The 13,571-nt window shown below is 67.9% G+C and carries 16 protein-coding genes, 2 tRNA genes and 1 pseudogene; 10 read left to right on the top strand and 9 right to left on the bottom strand.

Going from position 1 to position 13,571, the window contains the following annotated elements; translation table 11 throughout:
* Window position 1: 1 nt before the first annotated feature.
* The 4 genes from AC3WQZ_RS07845 to tsaB are packed head-to-tail and all read right to left on the bottom strand — an operon-like array spanning window position 2 to window position 3,294.
* Window positions 2-1,138: a DUF1853 family protein gene (locus AC3WQZ_RS07845; protein WP_011615501.1), complete on the bottom strand. Its 1,137-nt coding sequence runs from the start codon at window positions 1,136-1,138 to the stop codon at window positions 2-4.
* Window positions 1,113-1,982 carry a uracil-DNA glycosylase gene (locus AC3WQZ_RS07850; protein WP_010810629.1) on the bottom strand — a complete coding sequence of 290 codons (870 nt, stop codon included), beginning with the start codon at window positions 1,980-1,982 and terminating at the stop codon, window positions 1,113-1,115. Before AC3WQZ_RS07850 ends, AC3WQZ_RS07845 begins: the two co-directional genes overlap by 26 nt.
* Complete coding sequence (rimI, locus tag AC3WQZ_RS07855) at window positions 1,979-2,539, bottom strand: ribosomal protein S18-alanine N-acetyltransferase (RefSeq protein ID WP_010810628.1); 561 nt, start codon at window positions 2,537-2,539, stop codon at window positions 1,979-1,981. Before rimI ends, AC3WQZ_RS07850 begins: the two co-directional genes overlap by 4 nt.
* Window positions 2,536-3,294: a tRNA (adenosine(37)-N6)-threonylcarbamoyltransferase complex dimerization subunit type 1 TsaB gene (tsaB, locus tag AC3WQZ_RS07860; protein ID WP_058697977.1), complete on the bottom strand. Its 759-nt coding sequence runs from the start codon at window positions 3,292-3,294 to the stop codon at window positions 2,536-2,538. Before tsaB ends, rimI begins: the two co-directional genes overlap by 4 nt.
* Before the next feature lie 130 nt (window positions 3,295-3,424).
* Here tsaB and AC3WQZ_RS07865 point away from each other — a divergent pair, with 130 nt between their 5' ends.
* Window positions 3,425-3,694: an acyl-CoA-binding protein gene (locus AC3WQZ_RS07865; protein WP_011615505.1), complete on the top strand. Its 270-nt coding sequence runs from the start codon at window positions 3,425-3,427 to the stop codon at window positions 3,692-3,694.
* Window positions 3,695-3,719: 25 nt separating this feature from the next.
* Here the strand turns inward: AC3WQZ_RS07865 and AC3WQZ_RS07870 are convergent, their stop codons facing one another.
* Window positions 3,720-5,201 carry a DHA2 family efflux MFS transporter permease subunit gene (locus AC3WQZ_RS07870; RefSeq protein WP_010810625.1) on the bottom strand — a complete coding sequence of 494 codons (1,482 nt, stop codon included), beginning with the start codon at window positions 5,199-5,201 and terminating at the stop codon, window positions 3,720-3,722.
* Window positions 5,198-5,674, bottom strand: coding sequence for an SRPBCC family protein (locus AC3WQZ_RS07875; RefSeq protein WP_492300292.1), 477 nt, complete (start codon window positions 5,672-5,674; stop codon window positions 5,198-5,200). Before AC3WQZ_RS07875 ends, AC3WQZ_RS07870 begins: the two co-directional genes overlap by 4 nt.
* Before the next feature lie 135 nt (window positions 5,675-5,809).
* Between AC3WQZ_RS07875 and AC3WQZ_RS07880 the strand changes: the two genes are divergently transcribed.
* The 5 genes from AC3WQZ_RS07880 to AC3WQZ_RS07900 all read left to right on the top strand — a co-directional run bounded on the left by AC3WQZ_RS07880 (window position 5,810) and on the right by AC3WQZ_RS07900 (window position 8,438).
* Window positions 5,810-6,484: an SGNH/GDSL hydrolase family protein gene (locus tag AC3WQZ_RS07880; protein ID WP_492300293.1), complete on the top strand. Its 675-nt coding sequence runs from the start codon at window positions 5,810-5,812 to the stop codon at window positions 6,482-6,484.
* Window positions 6,485-6,599: 115 nt separating this feature from the next.
* Entirely contained in the window at window positions 6,600-7,007 is a 408-nt protein-coding gene (locus tag AC3WQZ_RS07885; RefSeq protein ID WP_010810622.1) for a VOC family protein, read from the top strand.
* Window positions 6,959-7,222, top strand: a complete 264-nt coding sequence (locus tag AC3WQZ_RS07890) for a type II toxin-antitoxin system PemK/MazF family toxin (RefSeq protein ID WP_058697975.1) — start codon at window positions 6,959-6,961, stop codon at window positions 7,220-7,222. The genes AC3WQZ_RS07885 and AC3WQZ_RS07890 overlap by 49 nt, the downstream gene beginning before the upstream one ends.
* 203 nt (window positions 7,223-7,425) lie before the next feature.
* Window positions 7,426-8,238 (top strand): MetQ/NlpA family ABC transporter substrate-binding protein, encoded by an 813-nt coding sequence (locus AC3WQZ_RS07895; RefSeq protein WP_492300295.1) that lies wholly within the window; start codon window positions 7,426-7,428, stop codon window positions 8,236-8,238.
* 113 nt (window positions 8,239-8,351) lie between these two features.
* A tRNA-Leu gene (locus AC3WQZ_RS07900) sits at window positions 8,352-8,438 on the top strand.
* A gap of 75 nt (window positions 8,439-8,513) precedes the next feature.
* Here AC3WQZ_RS07900 and AC3WQZ_RS07905 read toward each other — a convergent pair.
* Window positions 8,514-8,816, bottom strand: a pseudogene (locus AC3WQZ_RS07905) (substrate-binding domain-containing protein); the annotation flags it as partial.
* Window positions 8,817-8,849: 33 nt separating this feature from the next.
* On the opposite strand from AC3WQZ_RS07905, the gene AC3WQZ_RS07910 reads away from it, so the two are divergent.
* Together AC3WQZ_RS07910 and AC3WQZ_RS07915 are read left to right on the top strand one after the other, a co-directional pair.
* Entirely contained in the window at window positions 8,850-9,050 is a 201-nt protein-coding gene (locus AC3WQZ_RS07910; RefSeq protein WP_492300325.1) for a LysR substrate-binding domain-containing protein, read from the top strand.
* Between the two features lie 103 nt (window positions 9,051-9,153).
* A tRNA-Leu gene (locus AC3WQZ_RS07915) sits at window positions 9,154-9,240 on the top strand.
* A 62-nt stretch (window positions 9,241-9,302) separates the two neighbouring features.
* On the opposite strand, the gene AC3WQZ_RS07920 is transcribed toward AC3WQZ_RS07915, so the two are convergent.
* Window positions 9,303-9,515, bottom strand: coding sequence for a hypothetical protein (locus AC3WQZ_RS07920; protein ID WP_492300296.1), 213 nt, complete (start codon window positions 9,513-9,515; stop codon window positions 9,303-9,305).
* A gap of 383 nt (window positions 9,516-9,898) precedes the next feature.
* Between AC3WQZ_RS07920 and AC3WQZ_RS07925 the strand changes: the two genes are divergently transcribed.
* Both AC3WQZ_RS07925 and AC3WQZ_RS07930 read left to right on the top strand, forming a co-directional pair.
* On the top strand, window positions 9,899-11,449 hold the full coding sequence (locus AC3WQZ_RS07925) for a serine hydrolase (protein WP_492300297.1): 1,551 nt from the start codon (window positions 9,899-9,901) through the stop codon (window positions 11,447-11,449).
* A gap of 42 nt (window positions 11,450-11,491) precedes the next feature.
* Window positions 11,492-12,361, top strand: coding sequence for a metal-dependent hydrolase (locus tag AC3WQZ_RS07930; protein WP_010810615.1), 870 nt, complete (start codon window positions 11,492-11,494; stop codon window positions 12,359-12,361).
* Between the two features lie 14 nt (window positions 12,362-12,375).
* Here AC3WQZ_RS07930 and AC3WQZ_RS07935 read toward each other — a convergent pair whose 3' ends face one another.
* A complete protein-coding gene (locus AC3WQZ_RS07935; protein WP_010810614.1) occupies window positions 12,376-13,479 on the bottom strand; it encodes a mandelate racemase/muconate lactonizing enzyme family protein in 1,104 nt (367 codons plus the stop codon).
* Window positions 13,480-13,571: the final 92 nt, after the last annotated feature.

The raw sequence follows: 13,571 nt of genomic DNA on the forward strand, positions 1-13,571 counted from the left end.
GTCACGCCGCGTCCTGCGCGGCCTGCGGCCCCGGTCTTGGCGGCTCCGCCGCCCGCGCCAGCGCCCGCTCTTCCCACCCCGGCGGCACCACGAACCCGCGCGAGCATTCGCGCCACCAGCCTGGCGCCTCTGGCCCGGCCGGCTCCAGTTCGCACAGCATCACCGGAGATTCGCGCCGCCAGCCGTGGTCATGGCGCGGGTCGGCAAAGCGCTGCGCCAGCATCGCGCGCAGCGCGCCGGCTTCTTCCGTGCCGGATTCGGGCACCAGCGCGCCCGACAGCCAGCCGGTACGTGGCAGGCGGCACCAGCGCAAGCCGGGCCGAGCGGCTGCGCGGGCGGCCCAGTCATCGAGCGTGGACCACCAGCCGTGCAAATGGTCTGGCGCGATGCCCAGCGCATCCAGCCCCGGCGGCACCCGGCCATCGTGATAGAACAGCCAGCCCAGCAGGTAGACCTCGCTGCGGTCCACCGTATGTCCCAGCAGGGCCTGTGCCTCCGCGGTGCAGCCCAGCGGCAGCTGGCGGTGCACGATGTGGCCCAGCTTGTCGCCAAGGCGGTCGACCAGGTTCGGGCCGACGAAATCCTGCGCCCGCGCTACCTGGCTGTCGCCAGGCGCCATCAGGTAGAACTTGGCCGCCATCTCCCAGTGGACCACCGCGCCCGACGCCTGCTCGCGCCAGATAAAGTCCAGCTCACCCAGCGTGCGGATACCCTGCCGTCCTGCGCACCGCACCGGCACGTTGGCGGCCAGCAGCGACAGCCCCTGCATATGGCGCAGCGCAAAATGCAGCAGCCGCTCGGCATGGCGGCCCAGGCGCAGGCTGCGGCTGGCGGGATCCTGGTCGGGATCGTCGGCGGAAGGGGCGACGTGGCCGTCGGCCAGTTCGTCGATGGTGGCGGGCAGCGTGGCGGGGTCAGCGGCTTCCAGCCAGTGTTGCCAGGCGGCCAGCGTGCCGGCGGGCCAGCGCGCCGGGGCCGCGCCCGGCACCGCCGCCAGCAGCGGCGGCGAGAGCGTGGTCCAGGCCAGGTCGCGCGTGCGCGCCGACGCGGCGCGGCGCCACAGCGGCGGGCCCGACGGCCTGTTGCCGTCGCCGCCGCGGGTCAAGGAGAGGTCAGGCCCCAGCTCCCGCACGGTCATGGACCTCCCTGGCCAGGCACAGGTCTTCCCACGCGCGCGCCTTGTCGGTCAGGGTGCGCAGCAGGTAAGCCGGATGGTAGGTCACCACCACGGGGATACCTTCATAGCTATGTACGGTGCCGCGCAGCTTGCCGATGGGCGTGGTGCTGCGCAGCAGCGACTGCGCCGCAAAGCGGCCCAGCACCACGATCACCCTGGGCTTCACCAGCGCGATCTGGCGGCGCAGGAACGGCTCGCACTGCGCCACCTCCTCGGGCTCCGGGTTGCGGTTACCGGGCGGGCGGCACTTGAGCACGTTGGCGATAAACACATTGCGCCCGCGCGCCAGCCCGAGCGCGCCGAGCATATTGTCGAGCAGCTTGCCGGCCTGGCCCACGAAGGGCTCGCCCTGCAGGTCTTCGTTCTCGCCGGGGGCTTCGCCCACCAGCATCCATTCGGCCTGGCGGTCGCCCACGCCGAATACGGTATTGGTGCGGTGCTGGCACAGGCCGCACGCGGTGCAGCCGGCCACGGCGGCGTCCAGCGCCGGCCATTCCATGCTGGCAATGGCGGCTTCGCGATCTGCTTGCGCCGAGCCGGGTTCCGGGCCGGCCGGAACCAGAGCAGGCGCCGCCGGTGCCCGGGAGACCGGCGGCGCCACTGGCGCCGGCACCGGCATGGCGGGTTCCGCAGCCGGAGCGGCAACCACTGCGGCAACCTCGGCCACAGGCGCCTCGGCAACAGGCATCGCTGCCTGCGCCACGGCCACCTCCGGCGCAGCCTCTGCCTGCGCATCCGCGCGCTCGCGCGGCACCCATTCGGTCGGGATGCCCAGGACTTCCAGGAACTGTGCGCGGCGGCTCATGCCCTGCCCTCCGTGCCTTCATTGGCGGCGGACTCGGCCGGCCAGCTGCGGCGCAGCACCAGCGCATCCTCGCGCTTGCTGCCCAGGGCCGGGTAATAGCCCTTGCGGCGCCCGATCTCGGCAAACCCCGCCGCCTGGTACAGCGCGATCGCCCCGGTATTGGACGGCCGCACTTCCAGCAGCATGGTATGGATGCGGTGCGCGTGCGAGGTGGCCAGCACCACCGCCAGCATCAGCCGCCCCAGCCCCTGGCGCTGGCGCCGCGGCTCGACGGTGATATTGAGCAGGTGCATTTCATCGACCACCGGCATCAGCACGGCGTAGGCCACCAGCGTGCCAGCCGGGTCGCGCAGCGTCAGGCCGAGATGCCCGGACTTGACCGAGTTCTCGAAATTGCCGCGGGTCCACGGATGGCTGTAGGCACGCGCCTCGATGCCAGCCACGGCCGCCAGGTCGAGCGCGCTCATGCGGCCCAGCGCCCAGCCGTCCGGCAGCACCGGCATGGCGGGCACGGCCGGCCAGTGGTTGCGGGGATCGAGCGGATAGGCTGCACTCACGATGCGCTCCCGGCCTGGGCCGCGGCACGGGCGGCAGCGGCGGCTTCGCGTTCGGCGATGGTCTGCGCGACCTTGTCGCGCAGGTAGATCGGCATGGCCTGGTCGGCGTCGATGGCCTCGCCGCGCGCCAGTGCGCGCAGTGCAATCGCGATCATCGGCTGCGCATGGGGCATCGCCTCCGGCAGCACGCGCGCGGCACGCGCCAGGCCCGCCAGCCGCTCGCCGAAAACCGTCGAGGCATTGCCGGCCAGCCAGAAATCGCCGTCGGGCAGCGGCACGGTTTCCGGCGCGCTGACCTGCATCGGCGTGACTTCCGCCCATTCCCGCGCGCTGGCATGCCAGCGGAAAGCAGCGGAATAGGCTTCATCCATGCGCGCGTCCAGGGCCACCAGCACCGCGGTGTCGTCCGGCAGCGCCGGAGTAGCGGCGCGCGCGCGCTCGGCGCACGTCATCAGGGTATTGACCGGAACCACCGGCAGCCCGGCGCCGAAGGCCAGCCCCTGCGCCACGCCGCAGGCGGTGCGCAGGCCCGTGAACGAGCCCGGGCCGGCGCCAAAGGCAATCGCAGCGCAGTCCGCCAGCGCAATGCCGGCTTCGGCCAGCAGCTCGCCGGCAGCCGGCAGCACGCGTGCCGACGAGCGTGCACCAGTGTGCTCATGGCGCACCAGGCACTCGACTCCGGCACCCGGCACCGCACGTCCGAGCGCGACCGAGCACCACTCTGTAGAAGTTTCAACAGCAAGAATCCAGGACATGGCGCGATTGTATCCGGTGACGCCCGGAATCGAGGGCTTCTTCGGTTTTATACGGACGGCGCGGCGCCGCCGGGCGGCTATCATCGGCCTGCACTTTCGCAATCCAGACAGCACACACGGAGGAACCCCCATGAGCGACCTGCAGGCACGCTTCGACCAGGCCCAGATCGACGTCAAGCAACTGAGCGAGCGCCCCAGCAACATGTCCCTGCTGCGCCTGTACGCCCTGTTCAAGCAAGGCAGCGAAGGCGATGCCCACGGCGACAAGCCCGGCATGACCGACTTTGTCGGCCGCTACAAGTTTGAAGCCTGGGAAGCCCTGCGCGGCACCGCACGCGAACAGGCGATGGAGCAGTACATCGCGCTGGTGGAAGAACTGCGCAGCGGCGCAGCCAGCTAAGCCGGCGCAGCCAGGCCCGGCGGCCTCAGGCCGCCGGCACCGGCCGCGGCCGGATCCGCCACGCCGCGATCATCGCACTGGCAATCACCACGCCCACGGCCAGGAAGGTTTCATCGAAGGCACGGATGCGCGCCGCCTGCACGGCGGCGTCGCCGGCCTGGCCCAGCACCGCGCCGTGCTCCGCCAGCCGCCATTGCAGGCCCACGCCCGCCAGGCTCACGCCGATGGCGCCGCCCAGCTGGCGCAGGAAGTTGATGCAGCTCGAGCCCTGCGCGATCAGCGTGAAGTCCACCCCCCGCATTGCCCCCAGCGTCAGCGACGGCAGGATGCAGCCCAGCCCGATCCGCCCCAGCACCGCCAGCGCCACCAGCACCAGATATGGCGTGGAGCGCGAGCCCAGCGCCATCAGCAGGAACGACAGCGACAGCAGCGCCAGCCCGAACGACACCTGGATATGCGGCGCGATCTTGTGGGTGAAGCGCCCCGATATGGCGATCGTCAGCGCCAGCATCACGCCCGCCGGGAACAGCACCAGGCCCGCGCGCGACGGCGTGTATTCCAGCGCCATCTGCATATAGACCGGCAGCAGGTAGGTCGAGCCGAACAGCCCCGCGCCGTAGATAAAGGCCACCACCGCCCCGGCCGCGAACTGCCGGTAGCTGTAGAGCCGCAGGTTCATCAGCGGATGCGCCGCGCGCAGCTGCCACAGCACGAACGCCGCCAGCATCAGCACGCCGAAGCCCGACAGCGCCAGGCCCGCGGGCACGCTGTCGCGCATCTCGACCACGCCGTTGAGCAGGCTTACCGTGGCAATACCGGCCAGGCCCAGCCCGCGCCAGTCCAGCGGCTGGCGCTCGCCCATCATGATCGAGTCCACCGCCATGAAGCGCCGCGCCATCAGCACGCCGATCAGCGTCAGCGGCACCACCACGAAGAAGATCGAGCGCCAGCCGAAGGCCTCGACCAGGAAGCCACCCAGGCTGGGTCCCAGCGCCGGCGCCAGTACCACGCCAAAGCCGAACATGCTGATCGCCTTGCCCTGCTCGCGCTCTTCGAACACGCGCAGGATCAGGATATTGGGCAGCGGCTGCATAATGCCTGCGGCGACGCCTTCGGCCACGCGCATCGCGATCATCACGCCGTAGGTCGGTGAAAAGCCGCCAAAGAGCCCGCCCGCGCCCAGCAGCAGCGAGGCCCCCAGGAAGGTGCGGCGCAGCCCGTAGCGGTTCAGCAGCCAGGGCGTCAGCAGCATCGACAGCGTCATCGCAATCATGAAGCTGGCCGCCACCCATTGCGCCCGCTCCTGCCCCAGCACGAAATGCCGGCTCAGGTCCGGAATCGCTACGTTGATGATGGTGGACGAGACGATCGACGAGATCGTGCCCAGCATCAGCGTCACCAGCACCAGCCAGCGCAGCCGCTCGCCGTAGCGCACACGCAGCGCCAGCCGGGTCGGCAGACCCGGCCGCTGGCCGGAACCCTCCGGCGTGGCGGGACCCTCGCTCACCCCAGCCGTCCGGTGTCAGCGATCTCGCGGATCTTGCACACGGTGTCGATATCGGCCTCGTGGTAGGCGGACTTGACGATCTCGGCATAGCGGTCATCGCCGCTGGCGTCGACCGCCGGCATGGTGGTGTTGTAGACAAAGCGCAGCAGCAGCGCGCCCGGGCCCGGGGTCTCGATCGCCATGGTCAGCGTGCCGCCGGCATGCTCGGCCGTGGCCGCGGTTTCATAGCGCACCTGCCGGCGCGGCTCGAACACCACATGGTCATGGATCGACGCCTCGCCAAAATGCAGCACGCGATCGATCCAGTTGTCGCCGCGGCCGACTACTTCGGCGCGGTCCAGCCCCAGCACGAAGAGTTCGGGCGACTCGGCGCGCAGCACCAGCCCTTGCCACAGCTGGTCAGGCGTCAGCGGATCCAGTTGAGGATTGCCTGGATCGTTGATCTCAACCAAGTGCTCGAAACGCAACTTCATTCTCCCGATCGTCAGTAAGTCGATATTATGAAGTCTCCGCGTATTCGGGAGACCTTTTTGTCTGCGCGGTGCAACATGGCTTGACACGGGCCATTGCCCTTTATCGACCAATATCCACGCCGACTGGAGTCCCGCATGAGCGCAGCGCCGATGGCCGAAACCGATCCCCTGCAGATCCTTGTCTACGCCGACTCGCTGTCATGGGGCATCGTGCCCGGCACGCGCCGGCGCCTGCCCTTCCCGGTGCGCTGGCCCGGCCGGCTGGAGCTGGGCCTGAACGCCGGCGGCGGCGCCCCGGTGCGCGTCATCGAAGACTGCCTGAACGGCCGCCGCACGGTCTGGGACGACCCATTCAAACCCGGCCGCAACGGCCTGCACGGGCTGGCGCAGCGCGTTGAAATCCACTCGCCGCTGGCGCTGGTGGTCCTGATGCTGGGCAACAACGATTTCCAGTCGATGCACCCGCACAACGCCTGGCACGCCGCCCAGGGCATCGCCACGCTGGTGCAGGCGATCCGCAGCGCGCCGATCGAGCCGGGCATGCCGGTGCCTCCGGTGCTGGTCGTCACCCCACCCCCGATCCGCACCCCGCGCGGGCCGCTGGCGCCCAAGTTTGCTGGCGGCGAACATAAGTGGACGGGCCTGCCGCAAGCCGTGGCCGAGGTCTGCACGCAACTGGGCTGTCCGCTGTTCGACGCCGGCACCGTGATCCAGAGCAGCGAGGTCGACGGCGTGCACCTGGATGCCGACGCGCACCTGGCACTCGGCGACGCGCTGCGCCCGGTGGTGCGGGAGCTGTTGCGCGGCTAGCGCGCCGTTCCTGGCACCTGGCTGGCCGGCTGAAACATCACTCCTGACAGCAGTTGTCAGGAGACCCGGCGCACAATGCGGCCGCTTTCACACGGAACGCCGCCAGGAGGCTGTCATGGAGTTGCTGATCAATATCGATGTCGACGATTTGCCGCGCGGCATCGACTTCTACGCGCAGGGGCTTGGCCTGAGGCTGAACCGCAAGCTGTTCGACGGCACCGTTGCCGAAATGCTGGGCGGCAACACCCCCATCTACCTGCTCGCCAAGCCCGCCGGCACCCGCCCCACCACCCGCGCCGATACCCGGCGCGACTACCGCCGCCACTGGACGCCGGTCCACCTCGACTTCGTCGTGGCCAACCTGGAACAGGCCATCGAACGCGCGCTGGAAGCCGGCGCCGAGATCGAGGACTGGCCGCAGGACTTTGACTGGGGACGGCAGGCAAGGCTGTCGGACCCGTTCGGCCATGGCTTGTGCTTTATCGAGTGGAAGGGCCAGGGATATGGGGCGGTGGCCGGCTGAGCCAGTGGCGCACCGTCACCGTGGCGCCAATGACTACCGGCAGCAGGCCGGCACCGTTTCGCGTCCCGGTGACTTTTCAGCGCAAGACTGGCCTGATCCTGCTGGACCAGCTCCGGATCGTGGACAAGTCCCGGCTGGTCAGGCGGGCCGGCGGCCTGAGTGACAGGATCGTGGAAGACACCTTGCGGACATTGCGCGAAGTCTTTGCAGACTGAGCCTTGGCATAGAAGCATTTAATGCCGGCCATCTGGCGTTGTTTGGATTCATAAGCTTATGAAAAAGAAATAGACGCCAGATTCATTCCCGCCGCGCCTTCTTGACGCAATTGCGTTAATCTGTGGCCCTTGCCCCGGTCAGGCGATCCCTGCCCAGGCGACTGTCTCACTCGCCACATAACCAGAATATCTCCAGAACTCCTATGCGCAGCACGTCTCTCATCAAGCGCCTGGCGGTCGCAGTGTCCGCCCTTGGTTTTTTCGCCGCCGGCAGCGCGTCGGCCCAGGAACAGACCATCCGCGTCGGCACGGTCAGCGGCCCGGATGCCGAAGTCTGGCAAGTCGTCCAGAAAGTGGCCAAGCGCAATGGCCTGAACGTCAAGGTCGTCGAGTTCAACGACTACGTGCAGCCCAACGCCGCACTGGATGCCGGTGACCTGGACGCCAACAGCTTCCAGCACCAGCCCTACCTGGACAGCCAGGTGAAGCAGCGCGGCTACAAGATGCAGAGCGTGGGCTACACCTATATCTCGCCGCTCGGCATCTACGCGAAGAGCCTGAAGTCGCCGAAGGACCTGCCGCAAGGCGCCAAGGTGGCCGTGCCCAACGACCCGTCCAATGAAAACCGCGCCCTGCTGCTGCTCCAGTCGCAAGGCGTGATCAAGCTGAAGGCAGGCGCCGGCACCAACGGTGTCAACGCCACGCCGCTGGACGTGGCCGAGAACCCGAAGAAGCTGAAGCTCGTGGAACTGGATGCAGCGCAGCTGGCCCGCGCCCTGCCCGATGTCAGCGCCGCCGTGATCAACACCAACTACGCGCTCGCGGCCGGCCTGCAGCCGACCAAGGACGCGATCGCACTGGAAGACATCCACAGCCCGTACGCCAACATCATCGTCGTGCGCACGCAGGACAAGGACAAGCCGTGGGTCAAGAAGCTGGTGGCAGCATACCAGTCTGAAGACGTGCGCCAGTTCATGAAGGCCCAGTACAAGGGCGCGATGGTGTCGTCGTTCTGATTGCCCGTGGCACATCCGGATCGCCGTAACGCAGTCCGGCCAGCGATGCTGCGTGTACCCGCCGGAGGTGCTTGCAAATTTGTGAACCTTCGGTAAAATGCGCCGCTCACCTTGCCCAGGTGGCGGAATTGGTAGACGCACTAGGTTCAGGTCCTAGCGGTGGCAACACTGTGGAGGTTCGAGTCCTCTCCTGGGCACCAGAGATTCAAGCAGAAAGCCCGCACAAAAGTGCGGGCTTTTTGTTTTTTGCGGCCGCCAACGGATATTGAAGCGGTTCAGCGTTGTTCCGGCTGCCCCAGAACCGGCGGAGCCGGCGGCGGCAGCGGCGTGGCAACCGGCTCCAGTCCGGTCGTTCGCACGATCGTGGCTGCCGCCGGGGACGCCAGGAACCGAACAAACCGCGAAGCCGCCGCGCTCTGGTGGCCCGCCACCATCCCGGCGGAGAAGAAGACGCGCTGCTGCAGTTCGGCTGGCACCCGGCTGCCCGCTGCCACCTTGCCCTCCGATATCAGCTTGTCGAGACCCGAGTCCGCCAGGATCACCACATCGAAGGTCTCGCCGCGTGCCAGCCGGCTGGGGAAGCCAATCACGTGGTTGGCGTGCTGGCGCTGGTGGAAGCCCGCCTCGGCATGGCCGTGCTGCCGGGCCTGGCACTGCCACGCGATCATCCCCGCCTGTGCGCCATCGCGCTGACCGAGCCTGCCGCGGACCTTGTCCTGGCGCTGATACGCCGTCGCGACCGGGCGTTGCAGCCTGCGGCCAAGGCGCTGTTTGACATCCTCACTTCCGACGCTGACGTGTCCACCGATTGACCAGCAGCAGCGGCCCACCGCAGCTCAACCGGATTTCTTGCGCCAAAGCCGGCCGAGGGACTTGCAAAATCCGCAGCGCGCTGTAAAATCCGGCGCTCACCTTGCCCAGGTGGCGGAATTGGTAGACGCACTAGGTTCAGGTCCTAGCGGTGGCAACACTGTGGAGGTTCGAGTCCTCTCCTGGGCACCAAGGTTTCAAAGCGAAAAGCCCGCACGAACGTGCGGGCTTTTTGTTTTGCCGCGACGGACTCGTCATTCATCCGCGCACAGCTTTGCCGCCGTCTGGTCCAGCTGCGCCTTCACCATTGCCAGCAGCGAATACACGTTGTGGCAACCCTCCGAACGCTCGCTCTCGATTTCAACCAGCAACAGGATGGCACTCAGCCCGGCGCTGATTTGCTCAAAGGACTCGATCGTGCCGGCCGGCACGATATGCCGGGGTCCTGAAGGGTGATGGGTAGACATTTGCATCGCGCTTATCTCCTACTAGCCAGAGAGAGCCCGCCTGCCCAGACGAGAAGAAGGTGGCGGGCCTGACAACGGGGGTGACATACCGGGGAACCTCAGCAGAAGAAGACCCGGCCAGCCTTGCAGCTGCCCCGCCCGGCCCGCCATGGAAACATGGTTGCCCGCGCGACTCTTGATTGAATGAGATCGAATCTGCCGAGGTTCTTTCGGGTTGTCACCCCCGCTCACCGAACCCTTCGGCGAGGCCTGCAGTTTCTCGCCCCCGCCATCGTGCGGCGATAAGACGTTTCGCATTCGCCACTCCCCGCCCCCATCGCCTACAGTATTCCTATCCAAGGGCGCGGCCGAGCCGCCTGACCTAAGAACTGCGGAGAACCACCGTGGGCAAACTGCAAGAGCGTCGCCGTTTCCTGGGAGCCGCGCTGGGCGGCCTGCTGGTCCCTGCCCTGCCCGCCTGCGGTGGGGATGACGACGATCCGCCCAAGCCGCCCGGTCCGGTTCCCGAATCCCAGATCACCCAGGCTATCACCCAGGTCGACAAGCTGGCCGCTGACCTGATGGCCAGTTCCGGTGTGCCGGGCATGGCCGTCGCCGTGGTGCGCGGCAATCAAACCGTTTACGCCAAAGGCTTTGGCCGCAGGCTGGTAACCGACCCCGCGCCGGTCGATGCCGACACTGTGTTCCAGCTTGCGTCGGTGTCAAAGCCCATCGGGGCAACCGTGGTGGCCCGGCAGGTCGGCCGCGGCGGCATCAGTTGGGATACGCCGGTGCGCGCGCACCTGCCGTGGTTCGCGCTCGCGGAAGCGGAAGTCACGGAAGCCGTCACCATTGGCGATCTCTACGCCCATCGCTCCGGCCTGCCCGACCACGCCGGCGACCGGCTTGAAGACATGGGCTTCGACCGCCAGCAGGTACTGACGCGCCTGCGCTACCTGCCGCTGCATCCGTTCCGGGCAGTCTATGCGTACACCAACTTTGGCATGACCGCCGCCGCCGAGGCCGTGGCCACCGCGGCCGGCATCGACTGGGCCACGCTGTCCGAGCAGGCCATCTACCAACCGCTGGGCATGGCGCGCACCAGTTCGCGCTACGCCGACTTTGCCGCGCGCGACAACCGCGCCCTCGGCCATGTCAGGATCAACGGCGCCTGGGTGCAAGGCATGGGCACGATGCCGGATGCGCAGTCGCCCGCCGGGGGCGTCAGTTCATCCGTCACCGACATCGCGAAATGGCTGGCGATGCTGCTCGCCAAAGGCGAGTTCGCAGGCCAGCGCATCGTCGACGCCGCCGCGCTGGCACCCGCGCTGAGCCAGCAGATGCAAAGCAGCCCGCCCGTCAGCGGACGGCCGGCCGGCTACTACGGCTATGGCTTCAATGTCGGCACGACCGAACTCGGGCTGGCCTCCTATAACCACTCCGGCGCGTTCGCGGTGGGCGCGGCCACCAACTTTACCGCGGTGCCGTCGCTGAACCTGGCCATCGTCACGTTGACCAACGGCTATCCCATCGGCGTCCCGGAAACCCTGAACGCACAATTCTTCGATCTCGTGCAGTACGGCGCCATCCGGCGCGACTGGGGCAGGATCTACGGCGATGCGCTTGCGCCGCTGCTGGCACCGGAAGGCCGGCTGGTCGGCCAGACACCCCCGGCCAACCCGCTGCCGGCGCGCGCACTCTCGGCTTACACCGGCACCTACCAGAACGACTACTACGGTCCGCTGCAGGTGGCCGACCAGGGCGGCACGCTGGTGATGACGCTGGGCGCCACCCCTCTCACCTTGCCGCTGAGCCACTGGGACGGCGACGTCTTTACCTTCACGCTCAATAACGAGAACGCGACGCCGGGCACGATCTCGCAAGCGGCGTTCTCCAGCGACCGCGTGTGGCTGGAGTATTACGACCACGAAGGATTGGGCATGTTTGTCCGCTAGTACTGCAAGTTGCCAGGCCAATTCATCCAGGGAAGAAAGACCATGACCAGACTGCGCGCCGTTCTCCTCGCCACCGTCATCGCCCTGCTCGGCGCCTGCGCGGCGCCCACGCCGCCAGCGGAGGCCCGGCGCCCGATGCCGGCCGGCCAGCCCACCGCCGGCAAGGCCGAAGTGCTGTGGCTGGGCCAGGCCGCCACGCGCATCACCACGCCCGGCGGCAAGGTCATCGTGGTCGACCCATGGCTCACCACCAATCCCAAGACGCCGCCAGGCTTCAAGCAGCTCTCGGCGCTGGGCAAGGTCGACCTGATTCTGGTCACGCACGCCCACAGCGACCACCTGGGCGATGCCCCCGCCCTGGCCAGGCTGACCAACGCGCCGATCTACAACGGCGGCGGCCTGGGCCAGGCCCTGGTCAGCCTGGGCATGGTCCCGGCCGCGCAGGCGCAGCGCTTCGGCAAGAGCGGCACGGTCATGCCCTTTGGCCCGACCGGCCCCAGAATCACCGCAGTGCATGCCGAACACTCGTCGGAACTGGCGCTGAAGAACCCCGCCACCGGCAAGGACGAAACCCACTACGGCGGTGAGCCCGTCGGCTACATCATCGAGCTGGAGAACGGCTTCAAGATCTGGCACATGGGCGATACGGGACTGTTCGGTGACATGCGGCTGATCGGGGAGGTCTACAAACCCGATCTCGTGCTGATCCCCATTGGCGGCCATTTCACCATGGGACCGCAGGAAGCCGCCATCGCGGTGCGCGACCTGATCCGGCCGCGCTTTGCGATCCCGATCCACTATCAGACCTCGCCGCAGTTGAGCGGGACACCGGAAGCGTTCAAGGCGGCGCTGGGCGCTGGCGCCGCGGCAGGCGTGATCGTGCCGCAGCCGGGGGAGAAGGTGGATTTCTGATGCCGGGATGATGCTCACGCAACGCGATATCGCCGAATGACCTCCGGATCCGGGTCGATGCCCAGGCCCGGGCCAGCGGGTACCGCGATCATGCCATCGCGCGGCACCACGGCATCGCCAAGCACCTGCGCCTCCATGTCGAAGTAGCGCCATTCGATCATGGCCGCAGCATCCCCCAGCGCTGCCGTGGCATGCATGCTGGCCAGCAGCCCCGGGCCGTCATAGAAGGTATGGACCATCACTTGCGTGTTGTGCGCCTCGGCCAGCGCAAAGACGTTGCGCAAGGCGCTGATGCCACCCATCTTGGCCGGGCTGGGTTGCACCACATCGACGGCGCCCACGCTGAGCAGGTGCTGGAACTCCATCAGCGTGGTGGCATTCTCGCCGGCGGCGACCGGGATGGCGCACTGCTGGCGCAGGGCGGCCAGTCCGGCATAGTTCTCCGGCGGCCACAGGGGCTCTTCCAGCCACCGTAGCGACAAGGGTTCCAGCGCGCGCGCCATGTCGATGGCCTCATGGAGCGGCCACGGGCAGTTCGTATCCAGCGTGATCTCGATGTCCGGGCCCGCTGCTTCGCGGGCGGCGCGAATGACCGCGAGGTCGACCTCGTGCAGCTTCAGGCTCCGGTAGCCATCGGCGATGGCGCGGCTGACATTGACCGCCATCGTTTCGGGATCGGCATACCGGATCAGGCTGGCATAGGCAGGCAGGCGGTCCCGGCGCGCGCCGCCGAGCAGTTGGTGAACAGGCAGCCCGGCCGCTTTGCCGCAAAGGTCCCACAGGGCGATATCGAGCGCGGACAGCCCGTAGAAGATGGCCCCGCTGCGCCCGAAGACATGGAACCTGCGTTGCAGGTCCAGGCCGATGGCATCGATCCGGGTTGCGTCCCGGCCGAGGCAGGCAGGCGCCAGCATCTGTTCGATGGCCGCCTTGACCGCCGGAATCCCCACGAAGCCGAAGGTCTCGCCCCAGCCGACCAGCCCATCGTCGGTCGTCACCTTGAGCAGCAGCGAGTCGGCGGCCTGCATCCCGGCGCCGCCCCAGACGCCCGCGGCGGAAACGCCGCCCACCGTGAACGGAATGCGCAGGACGATGGCTTCGATGCTCGCGATCTTCATGGCGCCCTCCCTCCGTTACCCGCAGTCCGCCCGTGCAACGCATAAGGCGATGCCGGGCAGAGTTCAATATAGGCGAGAAGGCAAGCAACCGA

Source organism: Cupriavidus sp. FW305-26 (assembly GCF_058787975.1).

Bases quoted from the DNA above. Each gene is read 5' to 3' on its own strand.
- AC3WQZ_RS07920 (WP_492300296.1), bottom strand. From the start codon at position 9,515: ATGTCTACCCATCACCCTTCAGGACCCCGGCATATCGTGCCGGCCGGC.
- AC3WQZ_RS07875 (WP_492300292.1), bottom strand. From the start codon at position 5,674: ATGAAGTTGCGTTTCGAGCACTTGGTTGAGATCAACGATCCAGGCAAT.
- AC3WQZ_RS07885 (WP_010810622.1), top strand. From the start codon at position 6,600: ATGGAGTTGCTGATCAATATCGATGTCGACGATTTGCCGCGCGGCATC.
- tsaB (WP_058697977.1), bottom strand. From the start codon at position 3,294: ATGTCCTGGATTCTTGCTGTTGAAACTTCTACAGAGTGGTGCTCGGTC.
- AC3WQZ_RS07935 (WP_010810614.1), bottom strand. From the start codon at position 13,479: ATGAAGATCGCGAGCATCGAAGCCATCGTCCTGCGCATTCCGTTCACG.
- AC3WQZ_RS07880 (WP_492300293.1), top strand. From the start codon at position 5,810: ATGAGCGCAGCGCCGATGGCCGAAACCGATCCCCTGCAGATCCTTGTC.
- AC3WQZ_RS07865 (WP_011615505.1), top strand. From the start codon at position 3,425: ATGAGCGACCTGCAGGCACGCTTCGACCAGGCCCAGATCGACGTCAAG.
- AC3WQZ_RS07895 (WP_492300295.1), top strand. From the start codon at position 7,426: ATGCGCAGCACGTCTCTCATCAAGCGCCTGGCGGTCGCAGTGTCCGCC.
- AC3WQZ_RS07930 (WP_010810615.1), top strand. From the start codon at position 11,492: ATGACCAGACTGCGCGCCGTTCTCCTCGCCACCGTCATCGCCCTGCTC.
- AC3WQZ_RS07850 (WP_010810629.1), bottom strand. From the start codon at position 1,982: ATGAGCCGCCGCGCACAGTTCCTGGAAGTCCTGGGCATCCCGACCGAA.
- AC3WQZ_RS07845 (WP_011615501.1), bottom strand. From the start codon at position 1,138: ATGACCGTGCGGGAGCTGGGGCCTGACCTCTCCTTGACCCGCGGCGGC.